This window comes from Ruegeria sp. AF2 (assembly GCF_056542025.1).
In genome coordinates this window covers 521,101-537,576 of record NZ_JBQFZC010000001.1, presented here as the reverse complement: position 1 = coordinate 537,576, position 16,476 = coordinate 521,101, and the positions used below count along the sequence as shown (strand labels likewise).

Here is a 16,476-nt window from a genome sequence, read left to right as displayed (position 1 = left end):
TATTACAGATCTCTGCATTCCGGCACAGCTGTGATCACCGATCCGTCCTTATGGTGTTGCAGCAGATTGTTGACAGTCAGGTCACCCATTGCTGCACGCGTCTCAAAAGTTGCGCTACCAGCGTGAGGGAGCAGAACGACATTGGACAACTCGCGCAATGCTTTTGGAACGCGCGGTTCGTCCTCAAAAACATCAAGCCCTGCCCACCCGAGCTCACCATTTTGCAATGCAGTAATTAAGGCAGTTTCGTCGACAACCGAACCTCGACTAACGTTTATCAGAGTGCCGCCTGCCCCCAACGCGCGCAACACCTCAGCGTTGACCAGCCTATTGGTCGACGGGCCGCCAGGCGTGATGCATATGAGAACGTTCACATGCTCTGCCATTTCAACCAAATTGTCGAAATATCGGTACGGGACATCCTTTTGATTGCGGGTGTGATATGAGATTTCGGGTGCCCACGGCTCCAACTTATCAACAATCGCCTGACCAATGCGACCAAGACCAAGAATGCCTATTTTTTGATTGTCCGCTGATCGCGTCAAAGGGGCATTACCTTCAACTTCCCATCGCCCGGACCGGACGTAATCATCGTCACGTATGAGCTCTCGATAACATGACAGCAACAGCAGAACGGCGGTGGTTGCGACTTCTTTGTTCAACACATTGGGCGTGTGCGTCACAACAATCCCGCGCTCAGCCGCAGCACTTGCGTCGACGGCGTCGTAACCGACTCCATAGACGCTGATCATCTTCAGATTACTGAGTGAAATCATTAGGTCATGCGGAACGCCATCATGCCCGTTCGTTACGATATGCGTAATGCTTTCCGCGTTGAAATCGTCCAATTGTTGAATATTGAACACTGAAGACAGGCGTTCTCTCATCCGTTCAGTGATCCCTCCGATTTGCAACAAGTCAGTCATCTTGGCCGACCTTTTGCCGCTGAACACCAAGCCCATCGATACGAAGCTCCATGACGTCGCCTTTTTTCAGATAAACTGGTTCCGGTTTGATCCCCATTCCAACACCGGGCGGTGTTCCAGTAGAAATGACATCACCGGGATGCAGTGTGAAAAGTTGGCTTAGATGCTCAATGATCTCGGCAACGGAAAAAATCATCGTGGCAGTATTCCCGGTTTGCATGCGCTGACCGTTTACATCCAGCGACATACCAAGACTCTGAGGATCCGGCACCTCATCCCGGGTCACTAGCCACGGGCCGGTAGGGCCAAATGTGTCGCAGGATTTTCCTTTGGTCCATTGACCTGTCAGTTGCGTTTGAAAATGCCTTTCCGACACGTCGTTTACGATGCAATAGCCCGCAACATATTCGAGTGCGTCGGCCTTGGGAACGTATTTGGCCGTCTTACCAATGACGACCCCCAGTTCGCATTCCCAGTCGGTATGTGTAGACCCCCGCGGCATAACAACATCATCATAGGCACCTATGACAGCCGAGTTCGCCTTGAAAAAAAGTATCGGATGCTCGGGAATATCTGCGCCGGTTTCTGCAGCATGGTCCGAGTAGTTCAAACCGATGCAAAGAAATTTACCGATGTCACCGACACACGGCGCGATACGAGGGTCACCCTCTACAATTGGCAGGTTGTTCGGATCCAATGACCGCAGGTTATCAAGCGTTCCGTCATCCAACATATCCCCCGTGATATCATTGATATGAGCGGACAGATCCCGCAATTGACCCTCAGAGTCGACCAGGGCTGGCTTTTCCGAGCCCTTGGCTCCGTAACGAACAAGTTTCATTTCTGTTCCTTTTAGTGGTTATCGCGTGGCATGAAGCCTCGCGCGATATCGCGGTAGTTTTCTGCACCCTTGAGCGTCATACCGCGATCCAACCGATCTACTTTTTCGCGGAATAATTCCTGCCACGGGGATTGGTTGGGCGGGGTTGAATAACCACCCTTTGCCTCCAGATCGCGGGCGCGTTGATGCAGTTCTTCAAGCGAAACCAGCATATCTGCTGTGCCTTTGCCAAGATCGATGCGCAGTCGGTCGCCATTTCGCACCAAGGCCAACCCACCACCCTCTGCAGCTTCGGGTGAGGCATTCAGGATAGACGGACTTCCTGATGTACCGGATTGCCGTCCATCACCGATGCAAGGAAGGGCTTCTATGCCCTGTTTCAACAAATATGCGGGCGGCCGCATGTTCACGACCTCTGCAGCACCAGGGTATCCTTTTGGTCCCGCTCCGCGCATAATCAGTATACAGTTTGCGTCGATGTTTTCTGCAGGATCATCGATCCGATGGTGAAAGTCCTCAGGCCCATCAAACACAACCGCCCTGCCCTCAAATGCATCAGGATCATCCGGGTTCGACAGGTAGGTCTCTCGAAATGCCTTTGAGATCACAGATGTTTTCATAATCGCACTCTCGAACAGGTTGCCTGAGAGATTGATGAACCCCGCCTGTTGCTTAACCGGGTTACTGACGGGCTTGATTACGTCGCTATTCTGAGACCGGCGTGCCGAGCAATTGTCGCCCATTGTCTTGGCGTTCACCGTTATCGCATCGGGATGCGGCAGCAATCCAGCATGAAGAAGCTCTCCGACAACGGCGGGTACACCTCCGGCCTGTTGGTAATCTTCGCCCAGATACTCACCCGCAGGCTGCATGTTAACCAACAGTGGAATGTCGTGGCCAAGTTTCTGCCAGTCATCGTTGGTCAACGGAACACCAAGATGCCGAGCGATTGCATTCAGGTGGATCGGCGCATTCGTCGATCCACCAATCGCAGAGTTGATAACAATCGCATTCTCAAAAGCCTGACGTGTCATTACATCGCTGGGGCGTAGATCCTCCCAGACCATGTCCACAATGCGTTTACCCGTTTCATAACTGATTTGACCGCGCTCTCTATACGGGGCTGGAATGGCTGCTGATCCGGGCAATTGCATACCCAAGGCCTCAGCAAGCGAATTCATGGTCGTTGCTGTTCCCATCGTATTGCAATAACCCACCGAAGGTGCTGCGGCGGCTGCGATTTCCATGAACTCATCGGTGTCGATTTCGTCAGCCGCAAGGTCTTCGCGCGCTTTCCAAATAACCGTTCCCGATCCGGCGCGCTCACCTTTCCACCAGCCGTTGAGCATGGGACCGACCGACAGGGCGATCGCTGGGATGTTGACGGTCGCAGCGGCCATAAGAAGCGCGGGCGTGGTCTTGTCGCAACCAATGTTCAGAACAACGCCGTCAATCGGATACCCGAATAGACTCTCAACCAAGGACAGATAAGCCAGGTTGCGGTCGAGTGACGCCGTTGGCCGTTTACCTGTCTCTTGTATCGGGTGGACCGGTATTTCGATGCACGTTCCCCCGGCGGCGATGATTCCATCGCGAACACGTTTGGACAATTCGATATGATGCCGATTACAGGGGCTCAAATCACTGCCGGTCTGAGCAATGCCAATGATCGGTTTGCCTGATTGCAGTTCCTCACGGGTCAATCCGTAATTCAGGTATCTTTCCAGATACAATGCAGTCATCTCAAGGTTCTCAGAATTCATGAACCACTTGCGAGATCGCAAATCGTTTTTTGATACTTTTGTCATTGGCCTGACCAACCCCCGTCAATTAAGTGCGTGTGTCCTGTGGTGAATGCACTTTCATCGCTCGCCAGATAGACGACCAATGCAGCAATCTCTTCTGCTTTCGCTACACGCCCCATAGGCTGTCGCGCCACAAATTGTGCAAGGGCCTCTTCTCTGCTGCCCAGTTGCTCGCCCAACGCATCTACGCGGTCACGCCAACTGGGACTGTCGACTGTTCCCGGACAAATGCAATTGCACCGGATTCCTTTTGTTATGAAGTCCACGGCTACCGATTTCGTCAGCCCGACAACAGCGGCTTTTGTCGTTCCATATACAAAACGATTTGGCGCACCGATTATGGAACCCAGTGCGGAAGACATATTGATTATCGAGCCTCCTCCGCGCTCTAGCATTCCCGGCAATACAGCCTTTGTCGTGCGCACCATTGAGCGCACATTAAGGTCCATGGCGAAATCCCACTCTTCATCGGTTGCATCCAGAATAGTTCCGTGATGCACGAACCCTGCGCAGTTGAACAAAACGTCCGGCTTCGCTCGCGCGACCCCATGATGAATGCTGTCATTATTCGTCACATCCATCTCGAAAATTTCGAGATTTTCGAGATTCTGACCGCGAATCAAATTTAGTTTTTTGGGGCTAATATCCGTCGCATAGACTTTTGCACCCTCTCTTGCCATTGCAATTGCGCTTGCAAGTCCGATCCCCTGTGCGGCGGCTGTGACCAGGACGCTTTTTCCCTTAAGTCTTTCTGACATATAAATATTCCGACCTCAAAAGTGGCGACTGGACAAGTGTTACGTCGTCCCACAGATCAACCGAGAAGCAAAGAAACCTTGGCGGATTTGCAACGACTTCTGGCATGTGGGCACAGAGCCGTTAGCGTATGACAGAGATTTTGGTTTGGCCATAACCATGCGTGGCGCACCTTCGGAAGGACAGTAGATGATGAGCAAGCAGTTCAAAGTGGCTCTGTTGGGAACCGGCCTGATGGGAGCTCCTATGGCGCGGAATATTTTGCGCGCCGAGTTTCCGCTCACTGTATGGAACCGCAGCTTGAAAAAGGCCAAACCGTTGACAGCAGAAGGCGCGACATTGGTGGAAACTGCCCCGCTGGCGGTTTCGGGTGCAGACGTAATAATAACCATGCTCTCGGATGGATACGCGACCGGCGCGCTACTTGCTGACGAGGCTTTCCGCGAGCAACTCAAACCGGGGATGACCTGGATTGATATGTCGAGCGCCAAACCCGAACACGCAAGAGAGCAATCCGCGCAGCTTTCCTCGATGGGGGTGCTGCATCTGGACGCCCCGGTTTCCGGTGGCACCAAAGGTGCCGAAGCTGGCACCCTTGCGATCATGGTCGGTGGCGATCAGGAGGTTATGGAGCGCGTGCGACCGGTTCTGACAGCAATGGGCCGGCCTGTACATGTTGGCCCAAGTGGTTCTGGTCAATTGTGCAAATTGGCCAATCAAACAATTGTCGCTGTAACAATATCGGCGGTCGCCGAGGCGACTCTACTGGCTCAGCAAGGTGGTGCGGACCCCACCGCGTTGAGGGCCGCACTGAAGGGGGGCTTTGCGGATAGTATTATCTTGCAACAACATGGCGAACGCATGTCTGATGGAAATTTTGCACCCGGAGGTTTGTCTAAGTTTCAACTAAAGGATTTGGACAACACGCTGGAGGAAGCACGAAGCCTTGGCGTTGAGCTACCTAGCACCCGATCTGTGCGCGACCGTTTCGAATATCTGATAGACGAAATGGATGGGGCCGAACTGGATCATTCGGCTTTGTATCTAGAACTCAAAAAACGGAACGGAATGCTGTGACGCGGATCCTGATTATAGGCGGCGCAGGAATGCTGGGCCAGAAACTGGCCCATTGCGTGTCGACCCAAGAAACCTTTGGAGCCGATGCCCAAGTCTCACTGTTCGATCTCTCGTTCCCGCCCGACAGTGCGGCAGGTAGTCAAATTGTGGGGGACTTGACTGCGTCAGGCATAGCTAAGTCTTTTGCTAAGCAGCGACCAGACGTCATTTTCCATCTTGCAGCTATCGTTTCAGGCCAAGCTGAAACAGACTTTGCGTTGGGTTGGGATGTAAACCTTATGGCAACGTGGGCACTGCTGAACGAACTTAAGGATGAACACGAGGCATCAGGAAACGAGTACACACCTCGTCTGGTTTTTGCCTCGTCCATAGCAGTTTTCGGGTCACCATTCCCCGAAAAGATAAGCGATGAGTTCCTCTCGGCACCTTTGACAAGTTACGGAGCGCAGAAAGCGGCGGCTGAATTGATGATCACGGATTTCAGCAGGAAAGGATACATCGACGGTATTTCCTTGCGCTTGCCCACTTTGTGTGTGCGCCCGGGCAAAGCCAACGCTGCCGCTTCGTCCTTCTTTTCGGGTATAATCCGAGAGCCATTGAATGGGGATGAGGCTGTCTTGCCAGTTGCCGAAACCGTTCGCCACTGGCACGCCAGCCCCCGCGCCGCTGCGACTTTTTTGACCCATGCAGCAACAATGGACACACAGCTTTTGAATGACAGACGCGCATTGAACATGCCTGGCGTAAGTTGCACCGTCGCCGAACAAATCGAAGCTCTGCGCAAAGTGGCCGGCCAAGAAGCGGTTGGCCTAATCAGGCAAGAACCCGACGAGACAATCGAACGAATAGTCAAGAATTGGCCGCGAGACTTTCAAACAGATCGCGCTCAGGAGTTGGGGTTCGAGGCGGAATCAAGCTTCGACGATATAATTCAGGTGTATTTGGAAGACGATTTTCGGCTTTAGTCGCCCATCGTCTTTCCAGTTAGATGGCGTTCCAGATGGTCGTGAATTTTCTCTCGTGTTAACTGCTCATCCCCTGACAATGCTGCTTCAAGTATATCGGCATGGTGTCTTATGTTCTGAGAAATGAATTCAAAGTTCCGGTCTGCCACCATCAACTGCTGTCTGAATTGCGCATAAACTCGGCTATGCATTTGTTTTAAGGTTTCCGAGCCACAGGCAGAAATAAGTGTTTGGTGAAATTCCTTTTCCGAGGCAAACCATATCTCGATAAGGCCGCTCGGGTCGTCTGTGGCGTGAATGCGTTTTTCGATATGGCTGAGTTTGTGATGTGCGGCCGTCAATCTTGCTTCCCAATCCACCCCGCCGTTACGGATCGACATTGCGGTGCCTTCGGCCTCCAACAGAACACGGACGTGCGTCAATTCGATAAGCTTCTGCGGCGATCGCATTGGCACGCGGAAACCTTTTTGTTCCTGAAAGTCCACCAAACCAACAGCGGCCAAACGAAAAAGGACTTCACGAACGGCGCTCGCAGAACAGCCATACACTTTACGAAGTTCTTCAGCCCGCACCTTCGCTCCATGCTCGAATCCATTAGAGATCAGGCGCATCTTAAGATCTTGATAAATATCTATTTCGTCGTTCATTCCAGTATGCACCTTCAAGTTTTGTCCAAGTAGCGTCCTAACCTTATTTTCGAATTATCGCAAGAATCTCGAAATTTTTAGAAATTTCAATTTTTTCTTGTTGCATTCGATTCGTCGGCTTAACGTTTACCTGCGCGACAGCAAAGGAGGCGGCAAGATCTTCCACACCGCGCACGCTCAACGTCTGGGAGGACAATATGAAAATAGTCAAGACAGCGGCCCTGGCGGCCGTAGCCACGACAATGGCAGCCGGTTTCGCGATGGCTGAAACAACGAAGCTTAGAATTCAAACCCATTTTTCGCCCGAAACTCTGTCAGGCCAGATGGCTGCAAAATTCGTTGAAGACATTCAGGAAATGTCGAACGGCGAAATCGAAGTTGAAATGTTCTATTCCTCTTCGGTGGTCAAATCAGTTGAAACCTTCGATGCCGCAGCTACAGGAATTCTGGATTGCGACATGACGGGCGGCGGCTATCAGACCGGTAAAAACCCGGCCTTCCAGTTTGCGGGCGACCTGCTCGGCGGATATCAGAACCCATATCAGCAAATGGCTTGGCTTCTTCATGGCGGCGGAAGAGAAGCTGTAAATGATCTATACAACGGCTACGACATGGAATTCATCGGATGGTGGATTCCCGGGCCAGAGTCGCTGTCCTCGACCAAGCCGATTGCAAAAGTGGAAGACTTCAAAGATTGGAAGTTCCGCTCGCCTCCAGGCCTTGCAACCAAGGTGTTCGCGGAACTTGGTGCTTCTCCGATCGTGATGGACTTCAACGAAATCTTCACGGCTTTGGAAACCGGTATCATTGATGGTGCGGATGCCGCGAACCTGACGAACAACGTGGGCCTCGGTCTGTACGAGATCGCAGGTCACACAAACTATCCCGGTTTCCACTCGATGCCTGCAGATCACCTAGCTTGTCGCAAAGACGTCTGGGAAGCGATGCCCGCGCATCACAAGAAGATCATGGAAGTCGCAATGGATAGCCTGGCATTGCACAATGCCACAATCAATGAGGTGCAGAACGCTCAGACTGCAAAAGACCTGAAGGCAAAAGGCGTTCAGTTGTACGAATGGTCGCCTGAAGACCTGGCAGCGTATCGCGCGGCCGTTCAGGTCGGTTGGACTGAGTTCGCAACGACACCTGAAGCACAGGCGCTTTTGGAAAGCCACATCAACTTCCTGCGTGACCTGGGCGCAATGCAATAATCAGGCTTCGATCGAACTACGACACACGGAAAGGCCGCGCTTGCGGCCTCTCCGGATCGGCGCCGGGATCCAGAACTTCATGAAAATCACCAGAATAATAAGTCATGTACTGCAGTACGACATGCCGGAAGTTCTGGGCTACTCGCAACAGTATTATGACAAGCGTACAACCCATCTGGTCGAGATTCAGACAGATGAAGGGGTAACCGGTTGGGGGGAGTGCTTTGGTCCTGGAAACGTAGCCATTGCGAACAAATCCATCGTGGAAAATGTAATCCAACCAATGGTCCTTGGCATGGACCCTTTGGACAAAGACGTGATCTGGCACAAGGTGTACAATCTTTTGCGAGACCATGGCCAAAGTGGAATGCCAATACAGGCTTTGTCCGGGATGGACATCGCACTTTGGGACATCTCTGGCAAAATCTCTGGCCTCCCCCTCCATAAACTTGTCGGCGGGGCTCATCGCGCAAGCGTTCCTTGCTACGGCTACGGCATGATGCTCCGGGATGAACCGATATCTAGTCTTGCAAGCCGTTTTGAGGATGAAGCCGCAAAGATCAAGGCAATGGGATTTACCGCCACCAAAATGAAAACGGGCTTTGGCCCGAAGCCTGATGTGAAACTGTGCGAAGCAGTTCGACGCGGAGTTGGTGACGACTTTCCTTTTATGGTCGATGCAAACCATGCCTATACGACTTCAGACGCGTTCTTTGTCGGTCGGGCGCTGGAAGAACTGGACGCATATTGGTTCGAAGAACCGGTCGCGCCAGAAGACATTGACGGATACCGCGAACTGCGCACTTCGCTTAAAGTAAACATCTCGGGCGGAGAGGCGGTATTCAATCGCTGGGCATGGCGCAATCTTCTTGAAAACCGTGGCATCGATATCGCGCAGCCAGAGGTTTGTGCTTTGGGCGGTGTTTCAGAGTATCTCAGGGTACTGTCTCTATGCCACGCACATTTCATTCCGGTCGTAAATCACGTCTGGGGTAGCGCCATCGCCGTCGCAACTAATCTGCATTTACTAGCGGCCATGCCCGCAATTCCAGGCGGCTTGCATCCATGGGAGCCGATGCTGGAGTTCGACACAACGGACAACAAGTTTCGGGACGATCTGCTGACCGAACCGCTGGAAATTCAAAATCAGGTCAAGGCCAACAACGGCCGAGTCATGATCCCGACTGGCCCCGGATTGGGTGTCGAGCCGGACCGAGACTTTATCGATCACTACAGGATCGAAGGATAAGGACGAGGGTTACGCGATGCACAAGAACTCAGGCGGACTAATTGAATGGCTCATACCGTTGGCCTTCGTCGCAACAGCCAGCTGGCTTGTTTGGCATCTTCCCGCATTCCTATTGGACTGGCTGCCTTACACCTCTGAATCCCTCAAAAGTCAGGTAACTGAAATATATCTTCGCAGCGACGCTACGCCCGAATTGTCTGGCGTATTCGGGGGGTATGTCGACATCATCGACATGGCCGCGCTCGTCCTTCTACCGTTTCTTGCAGTGATTGGTACCAAGACCGTGCGCCCGGCGACGATGGAGTTCGAAGGCTCGACGGTTATGGACCGTTTCGCCCTGTTCATAGGTCGAGTGACGATGATGATGATCGCAATCATGACTGTCGTCATGCTCTACGAAGTCTTCATGCGTTATATCCTGGAGAAGCCGACCGAGTGGGCGAACGAAATGACACTCTGGTTCGCCAGCTTTGTGTTTTTAATGTCTGGCTACTACGCCATGCAGCAACGAAGTCACATTCGAATATTCCTGATGTACGACGCAGTTCCACGTTGGCTTCAGCGCGTTTTTGATACGGTTTCGACTATACTGATCGTGCTATTTGCCTTCTTTCTGGTCTACGGCAGCTACAAACAGGTATTCGTGAACAAGCTCTACAAATGGGAGCTTTATGGCTCTGCCTTCAATCCTCCGATCCCGGCGACGTTGCAGCCTATGGTGCTGATCGTGATTACGCTCGTCGCAATGCAAGCAATTTTGAACCTGGTCGCGGATTGGAACAAAGAACCGGAAATCCACACAGATGAACCGGACGAAGACGAAATTGAAATGATCAAACGGGCGGTGGGACAAGACTGATGGACATTGGAACAATCTCACTCATCCTGATGGTCGCCCTGATTGTGCTTCTGGCGATCGGGATGCCCTTGGGTCTGGCCTCGGCTTCGCTTGCGGTTCTGGTTCTTGTGCTCAAGTTCGAACCGACACTGCTTTTAAACCCGTTTTCATTCGGCGACGGGATTCTCACCGGTCGGCCAGGGACTGGGCCGCTCTATATCCTGGCGCAGAAGATATACGGGCTCTTAACGGACTACGTGCTCATATCCGTGCCATTGTTTATCTTCATGGCGTCGCTGCTAGAGCGGTCCGGGATCGCGCGCGACATGTATTCGTCGCTGAATGTCTGGCTGTCCAGAACACGCGGCGGCATCGCGATCGTGACCTCGATCATGGCGGTGATCATGGCTGCCATGTCCGGCATCATCGGCGGTGAGGTTGTCCTGCTGGGCCTTATCGCCCTGCCCCAGATGCTGCGCCTGGGCTACGATCAGAATCTCGCGATCGGCGTCATCTGCGCCTCTGGGTCGCTGGGCACCATGATCCCTCCTTCGATCGTGCTGATCATCTACGGGCTGATCACCGAAACCTCGATCAAGTCACTGTTCACCGCGTCTTTCATTCCCGGCTTCATGCTGGCCTCGATGATCATCCTGTACATCATCATCCGCACTCGGTTGAATCCTCATCACGCTCCGCTGCCGGAACCGGACCCGAACGGCCCCGAACCAGCCGAGAAACGCAAACTGTTTGGTGCCTTCATGAGCATCGTCGTCGCCGGATTTTCCACCGTTCTGTTTATCCGGGCCGCTTTTTTCGAGCTGTCAGGCTCCAACGCTGCCAGCCAGGGCGAACCAGCGCGATTGGGGACAGCTGACTACCTGCCCTGGTTTGCCGGTATCACGATCGTCGCCCTTCTGCTGATTTTCTTCGTCTTTGGCAGACAGCGCGCAAAAATCGGTTGGGAAATGGGCAAGGGTCTCGTCGCGCCGCTGGTTGTAATCGGCGTCGTGCTCGGCTCGATCTATGGCGGGATCACAGGTATCACTGAGGCTGCAGGCATGGGCGCCTTCGCAGTCCTGATCATCGCCATCCTAAGGGGCGAAGGATCGTTCGAGCTGGTTTGGGACAGCTTGATGCGGACACTAAAATCCACAGGCACCATCATCTGGGTTACGATCGGGGCCGCCGCGCTGGCGGGTGCCTATACCATTGCTGGAGGGCCCCAATACGTGGCCGACCTGATCGTCGGCCAGGAGCTGCCGACCATGTTGGTCATTCTGGTAATGATGCTGATCTTGCTGTTCATGGGCGCATTCATGGATTGGGTCGGCATCGTACTGTTGATCATTCCGGTCTTTCTGCCGATCGTCCTGCGCCTTCCTATCGAGGAAATCGGAGTCTTTGGCCAGTTGGAGCCGAGTCATGTCGCCATCTGGTTCGGCGTCGTGTTCTGTATGAACATGCAGGTCAGCTTCCTCTCGCCCCCTTTCGGCCCGGCCGCGTTCTACCTGAAGTCAGTGGCTCCGCCGCATATCAGCCTGACGGATATCTTCCGCGGCTTCCTGCCATTCATCGGGATCCAGTTGCTGGCGCTTTCCGTTCTTCTGATCTGGCCGGGTATCATCGCGCTGCTGTTGTGAGGTTGCACCCATGCTGACACAAGATGCGATTGGCAAGTTCCAGACCGATGGATACCTCGTGGTTGAGGATGTAATTCCCCGCGATGTCCTGGGTCGGGTGCAAGCGGAATACTCAGATGTCCTGAACCGGCTCTATGACTGTTGGTACAAAAAAGGACTGGTCAAGGACGAGCCGTCCGGAATGACCTTCTGGGACAAACTTCTGTCCGCCTATCAGGCCGGATGCGACTATTTCCAGCCGCTGGACATCTCGCTGCCCGGCGATCGGATCATGGCGGACACACCGTTCCATATTGGGCCCGCAGTGTTCGACTTGCTGACGGCCCGTCCCATGCTTGACATCGTCGAGCAGCTGATCGGGCCAGAGTTGGTGAGCAATCCAATCCAGCACGTTCGGCTGAAGCCACCTGCCCTGAAGCTGTCCAAGGACGAGGTGCGCGCGCACATCACCGCAACGGACTGGCATCAGGACCGAGCGGTTGCGCTGGAGGATGCTGATCAGACCGACATGGTCACGGTGTGGATTGCCGTCAACGATGCAACCGTCGAAAACGGCTGCCTGCAAGTGCTGCCGAAGGCACCGGACCAAACCATCCTGCCGCATTGTGCCCGGACGCAGACAGGCATTGCTGACGGGTTCATTGATGAAGGCCGCGCCGTACCCCTTCCTGTCAAGGCCGGCGGGATAATCCTGTTTCACCCTTTGACGCCACACGCTTCGCTGATCAATAAAACGGACCGGTTCCGCTGGTCGTTCGACATCCGCTTTAGTGCAGCAGGCCAACCGACCGGTCGAGATCATTTCCCCAGCTTCATCGCGAGGTCCAGATCGCGCCCCGAAACCGAGCTGCGAGATTGGCGCGTCTGCAAGTCCAATTGGGAGGCGGCACGAGCAAGACTGTCTGGCAAGCCGCATATAGATATTCACCGGTGGTCATCGGACTCACCGTTCTGCGCCTAGCTGCTGCCGCCAGGAAAGCTGATTATGACTTTTGTACGTTTAGATCGAACGGATAGCGTGGTGGTTGCAACTCGGCACCTGGAGGCCGGCAGTATGGTCGAGGATGTCACGACCAATGCGCGCATCCCCTCGGGGCACAAGGTCGCCACGCGGAATCTTGCACTCGGCGATCCGGTCAGAAAGTACGCCCAGATCATCGGCTACGCCACCCAACCGATTGAACCCGGCGACCATGTGCACACCCACAATGTCGAGTTCCGCAACACCAGCGTGAACTACGAGTTTGCGACGGATCACAGACCCACGAAACCCGCCAACTCGGTCGATACGTTTATGGGCTACCACCGGGACAGCGGTCGGGTCGGCACGCGCAACTACATCGCGGTTCTGACCACCGTGAACTGTTCGGCGACTGCGGCCCGCATGATCGCCAATCACTTCACGCCGGACAAGCTGGCCGAGTTTCCGAACATCGACGGCGTGGTGGCCTTTGTCCATGGAACGGGCTGCGGAATGGCCGATTCCGGCGACGGTTTTGAAGCCCTTCAACGGGTCATGTGGGGGTTTGCAAAACACCCCAACCACGCTGCCGTTCTGATGGTCGGTCTAGGCTGCGAGATGAACCAGATCGACTGGCTGCTGGACGCGTATGGGCTGAAGCAAAGTCCCACCTTCCAGACGATGAACATCCAGAACGTCGCCGGATTGCGTCGGACCGTGGAAATGGGCATCAACAAGATCAAAAAGATGCTTCCCATTGCCAATGAGGCGAGGCGCAGCGAAGCCCCGGCGTCCGAACTGATGGTTGCGCTGCAATGCGGTGGCTCGGACGCTTGGTCCGGCGTGACCGCGAACCCGGCGCTCGGACATGCCTGCGACTTGTTGGTTGCGCAAGGCGGCACAGGTGTCCTTGCGGAAACACCCGAAATTTACGGAGCCGAACACCTTTTGACCCGCCGCGCCCTTAGTCGCACAACTGGGGAAAAACTGATCGGACTGATCGATTGGTGGCAGGACTATACCGCTCGCAATCACGGTTCGATGGACAACAACCCAAGCCCCGGTAACAAGCAAGGGGGTCTGACGACCATCCTAGAGAAGTCGCTGGGGGCAGCGGCGAAGGGCGGCACCACCCCTTTGACCGGTGTATTCAAATACGCCGAACCCATCACCGCCAAAGGCTTCACCTTCATGGACAGCCCCGGATATGACCCGGCCTCGGTGACCGGTCAGATCGCGGCTGGGTGCAACCTTGTGTGCTTCACCACGGGACGCGGCTCTGCCTTTGGGTCCAAACCGGCGCCCACGCTGAAAATCGCTACTAACTCTGAGTTGGCAGCGCGCATGCCCGAAGACATGGACGTGGATGCGGGCGACATTCTGACCAAAGGCGCCAGCATCGAAGAAAAAGGACAGGAAATATACCGACGGCTGCTCCAAGTCGCCTCTGGCGCGCGGACCAAGTCCGAGGCGCAGGGCTTGGGTGACTACGAATTTGTTCCCTGGCAAATCGGAGCGGTGATGTGAAACGGATCCTTGTAGCCGGCGGCGGATTAATCGGTATCCGCCACGTCCGCGCCGTGATTGAGCATCCCGGCTGCATGTTGGTCGGGTTGGCCGATCCAGATGGCTCGATCCAGATCGACGCGCCGCGTTTTGCTAGTATGGACGAGGTGCAGGGCCCAGTGGATGGCGTCATCATCGCCACTCCGACCCGCCTGCATGCCGAACATGGCATTCTGGCCGCATCCCGCGGTTGGCACATGCTGATCGAAAAGCCGGTTGCCGCGTCGGTCGATGATGCCCTGCGCCTGAAGACGGCCGTTCGCCAGGCCAATGTCCGCAGCCTTGTAGGCCACCATCGGCGGTATCATACAATCTTGCAACACCTGAAGGAGGTGATCGCGCAAGGTACGATCGGACAAGTCATCAATGTCTCGTTGCTGTGGGCCATGCGCAAACCCGACAGCTATTTTGAACAGAACTGGCGGACTTCCGATGGCAGCCCAGTCATGATCAATCTGGTGCATGATATCGATGTCCTGCGCTTTGTGATCGGAGAAATCTCGGATGTCGTCGCCCTGCCCGGAGCGCCCATCCGCGGATCGGAACGGATAGAAAGCGGGGCTGTCGCGATCGCATTCGAAAACGGCGCGACGGGCACTATCAGCTTTGCCGATACCGCACCCAGCCCCTGGGGGTTTGAGGCCGGAACCGGCGAGAACCCGAACATCGGCACGACCCATCAGGACATGATCTGGATCACGGGAACCAGTGGCGCTGTGAGTTTTCCCTCCATGACCCTGTGGCGCGGACAGGATTGGGGCACTGCGGCCCAAAAAGACCAACTTACACGACCGGAACAACAACGCGCACCGCTAGAGGTGCAGCTGGATCACTTCCTTGACGTGATCGATGGCGCTCCTCCACTGATTGACGTCGAGGATGCAGCCCGAACGCTCGAGGTCACATCACGGATTGAACAGGGGCTAAAGGCGCGAACGACCCGAGCGCGGGCGCCGGCCTGATGGACATGCGGCCCGGCCAAATGCCGGACCACCCAAAAACCAATGATTATCCACCGGGCAATATGAGCATTAAAAAAGCAAAGCCGCCCGCAACAAACACAAGAACAAAAACCAGACACATTCACGGAAAGGGAAACCAATGAGCAAACCATCAATCGGGTTTATCGGCTTGGGATTAATGGGCGGAGCCATGGTGAGCCGACTGTTGGACCAAGGATATTCGGTCGCTGTATTGGGAAACCGCGACCGCACGTACCTGGACGCCGCGATTGACCGAGGCGCCCGCGAGATGCGAAACGCCCAAGAACTGGCTCAGGCCAGCGACATCGTGATGCTGTGCATGGGCACCTCCGAACAGGTCGAGAGCCGAATGCACGGTGCAGATGGAGTGATTGCGGGATTGAAGTCCGGCGCGATTGTCATCGACTTTGGCACCTCGCTTCCTGGCAGCACACGCGCCTTAGCCGAGGAGGTTGCCGCAGCCGACGGAAGCTATCTTGATGCACCGCTTGGCCGGACACCTTCACACGCGCTAGAAGGCAAGCTCAACATTATGACGTCTGGCGACAAGGCTGCCTTTGACAAGGCCGAGCCGACACTGAAAGATTTGGGCGAAAACGTTTTTTACCTTGGCCCCGTTGGGTCCGGGCACACGATCAAGCTGATCAACAACTTCTTCGGAATGACCGTTGCGAACGCGATGGCCGAAGCCTTTGCCATGGCTGACATCACCGGTGTTGACCGCAAGCAGCTGTATGATGTGATGGCCGCAGGGCCGCTGCATTCCGGAATGATGGATTTCGTCAAAGCCTATGGCGTTGAGAGCGACCCAAATCAGCTGGCCTTTGCCATCAAGAACGCGGCAAAAGACCTCGGGTATTATGACCGAATGGCGCGCGAGGCGGGCGTTACCAGCGTGATGTCGCAGGGCGCGCTTTCGGCGCTGAATGACGCCCGCGACCACGGTCAGGCGGATGACATGGTAAGCCAGATGGTTGACTACTACGTTAAGCGTTTCAACACTTGATC

General features: G+C 54.7%; 14 protein-coding genes and 1 pseudogene. 10 read left to right on the top strand and 5 right to left on the bottom strand.

The window, feature by feature from the left end; genetic code table 11:
• Window positions 1-2: 2 nt before the first annotated feature.
• The 4 genes from ACR0NM_RS02625 to ACR0NM_RS02610 are packed head-to-tail and all read right to left on the bottom strand — an operon-like array spanning window position 3 to window position 4,330.
• The gene (locus tag ACR0NM_RS02625; protein ID WP_480613101.1) at window positions 3-926 is read right to left on the bottom strand and encodes a 2-hydroxyacid dehydrogenase; all 924 of its coding nucleotides are present in this window, start codon (window positions 924-926) and stop codon (window positions 3-5) included.
• Window positions 919-1,767: a fumarylacetoacetate hydrolase family protein gene (locus ACR0NM_RS02620; RefSeq protein WP_480613099.1), complete on the bottom strand. Its 849-nt coding sequence runs from the start codon at window positions 1,765-1,767 to the stop codon at window positions 919-921. The genes ACR0NM_RS02625 and ACR0NM_RS02620 overlap by 8 nt, the downstream gene beginning before the upstream one ends.
• An 11-nt stretch (window positions 1,768-1,778) precedes the next feature.
• A complete protein-coding gene (locus tag ACR0NM_RS02615) occupies window positions 1,779-3,575 on the bottom strand; it encodes an IlvD/Edd family dehydratase (RefSeq protein ID WP_480613097.1) in 1,797 nt (598 codons plus the stop codon).
• Complete coding sequence (locus ACR0NM_RS02610) at window positions 3,572-4,330, bottom strand: SDR family oxidoreductase (RefSeq protein ID WP_480613095.1); 759 nt, start codon at window positions 4,328-4,330, stop codon at window positions 3,572-3,574. The genes ACR0NM_RS02615 and ACR0NM_RS02610 overlap by 4 nt, the downstream gene beginning before the upstream one ends.
• A gap of 190 nt (window positions 4,331-4,520) precedes the next feature.
• Between ACR0NM_RS02610 and ACR0NM_RS02605 the strand changes: the two genes are divergently transcribed.
• On the top strand, window positions 4,521-5,405 hold the full coding sequence (locus tag ACR0NM_RS02605; RefSeq protein WP_480613093.1) for an NAD(P)-dependent oxidoreductase: 885 nt from the start codon (window positions 4,521-4,523) through the stop codon (window positions 5,403-5,405).
• Complete coding sequence (denD, locus tag ACR0NM_RS02600; protein ID WP_480613091.1) at window positions 5,402-6,370, top strand: D-erythronate dehydrogenase; 969 nt, start codon at window positions 5,402-5,404, stop codon at window positions 6,368-6,370. Before ACR0NM_RS02605 ends, denD begins: the two co-directional genes overlap by 4 nt.
• On the opposite strand, the gene ACR0NM_RS02595 is transcribed toward denD, so the two are convergent.
• Window positions 6,367-7,017 carry a GntR family transcriptional regulator gene (locus ACR0NM_RS02595; RefSeq protein ID WP_170396177.1) on the bottom strand — a complete coding sequence of 217 codons (651 nt, stop codon included), beginning with the start codon at window positions 7,015-7,017 and terminating at the stop codon, window positions 6,367-6,369. The two genes, denD and ACR0NM_RS02595, sit on opposite strands and share 4 nt — an antisense overlap.
• Before the next feature lie 197 nt (window positions 7,018-7,214).
• Between ACR0NM_RS02595 and ACR0NM_RS02590 the strand changes: the two genes are divergently transcribed.
• From ACR0NM_RS02590 to ACR0NM_RS02555, 8 genes and pseudogenes are all read left to right on the top strand, one after another.
• On the top strand, window positions 7,215-8,228 hold the full coding sequence (locus ACR0NM_RS02590; RefSeq protein ID WP_170396175.1) for a TRAP transporter substrate-binding protein: 1,014 nt from the start codon (window positions 7,215-7,217) through the stop codon (window positions 8,226-8,228).
• Between the two features lie 79 nt (window positions 8,229-8,307).
• Window positions 8,308-9,477: a mandelate racemase/muconate lactonizing enzyme family protein gene (locus tag ACR0NM_RS02585; RefSeq protein ID WP_480613089.1), complete on the top strand. Its 1,170-nt coding sequence runs from the start codon at window positions 8,308-8,310 to the stop codon at window positions 9,475-9,477.
• Between the two features lie 16 nt (window positions 9,478-9,493).
• Window positions 9,494-10,336: a TRAP transporter small permease subunit gene (locus tag ACR0NM_RS02580; protein ID WP_480613087.1), complete on the top strand. Its 843-nt coding sequence runs from the start codon at window positions 9,494-9,496 to the stop codon at window positions 10,334-10,336.
• A complete protein-coding gene (locus tag ACR0NM_RS02575) occupies window positions 10,336-11,958 on the top strand; it encodes a TRAP transporter large permease (RefSeq protein WP_480613085.1) in 1,623 nt (540 codons plus the stop codon). The genes ACR0NM_RS02580 and ACR0NM_RS02575 overlap by 1 nt, the downstream gene beginning before the upstream one ends.
• A gap of 10 nt (window positions 11,959-11,968) precedes the next feature.
• Window positions 11,969-12,919: a phytanoyl-CoA dioxygenase family protein gene (locus ACR0NM_RS02570; RefSeq protein ID WP_170612548.1), complete on the top strand. Its 951-nt coding sequence runs from the start codon at window positions 11,969-11,971 to the stop codon at window positions 12,917-12,919.
• Between the two features lie 24 nt (window positions 12,920-12,943).
• Window positions 12,944-14,446 carry an altronate dehydratase family protein gene (locus tag ACR0NM_RS02565; RefSeq protein ID WP_170612550.1) on the top strand — a complete coding sequence of 501 codons (1,503 nt, stop codon included), beginning with the start codon at window positions 12,944-12,946 and terminating at the stop codon, window positions 14,444-14,446.
• Complete coding sequence (locus ACR0NM_RS02560; protein ID WP_170612552.1) at window positions 14,443-15,447, top strand: Gfo/Idh/MocA family protein; 1,005 nt, start codon at window positions 14,443-14,445, stop codon at window positions 15,445-15,447. Before ACR0NM_RS02565 ends, ACR0NM_RS02560 begins: the two co-directional genes overlap by 4 nt.
• Before the next feature lie 106 nt (window positions 15,448-15,553).
• Window positions 15,554-16,474 (top strand): annotated as a pseudogene (locus ACR0NM_RS02555) (NAD(P)-dependent oxidoreductase); the annotation flags it as partial.
• Between the last annotated feature and the right edge of the window lie 2 nt (window positions 16,475-16,476).

Bases quoted from the DNA above. Each gene is read 5' to 3' on its own strand.
- ACR0NM_RS02625 (WP_480613101.1), bottom strand. From the start codon at position 926: ATGACTGACTTGTTGCAAATCGGAGGGATCACTGAACGGATGAGAGAA.
- ACR0NM_RS02620 (WP_480613099.1), bottom strand. From the start codon at position 1,767: ATGAAACTTGTTCGTTACGGAGCCAAGGGCTCGGAAAAGCCAGCCCTG.
- ACR0NM_RS02615 (WP_480613097.1), bottom strand. From the start codon at position 3,575: ATGACAAAAGTATCAAAAAACGATTTGCGATCTCGCAAGTGGTTCATG.
- ACR0NM_RS02610 (WP_480613095.1), bottom strand. From the start codon at position 4,330: ATGTCAGAAAGACTTAAGGGAAAAAGCGTCCTGGTCACAGCCGCCGCA.
- ACR0NM_RS02605 (WP_480613093.1), top strand. From the start codon at position 4,521: ATGAGCAAGCAGTTCAAAGTGGCTCTGTTGGGAACCGGCCTGATGGGA.
- ACR0NM_RS02595 (WP_170396177.1), bottom strand. From the start codon at position 7,017: ATGAACGACGAAATAGATATTTATCAAGATCTTAAGATGCGCCTGATC.
- ACR0NM_RS02590 (WP_170396175.1), top strand. From the start codon at position 7,215: ATGAAAATAGTCAAGACAGCGGCCCTGGCGGCCGTAGCCACGACAATG.
- ACR0NM_RS02585 (WP_480613089.1), top strand. From the start codon at position 8,308: ATGAAAATCACCAGAATAATAAGTCATGTACTGCAGTACGACATGCCG.
- ACR0NM_RS02580 (WP_480613087.1), top strand. From the start codon at position 9,494: ATGCACAAGAACTCAGGCGGACTAATTGAATGGCTCATACCGTTGGCC.
- ACR0NM_RS02575 (WP_480613085.1), top strand. From the start codon at position 10,336: ATGGACATTGGAACAATCTCACTCATCCTGATGGTCGCCCTGATTGTG.
- ACR0NM_RS02570 (WP_170612548.1), top strand. From the start codon at position 11,969: ATGCTGACACAAGATGCGATTGGCAAGTTCCAGACCGATGGATACCTC.
- ACR0NM_RS02565 (WP_170612550.1), top strand. From the start codon at position 12,944: ATGACTTTTGTACGTTTAGATCGAACGGATAGCGTGGTGGTTGCAACT.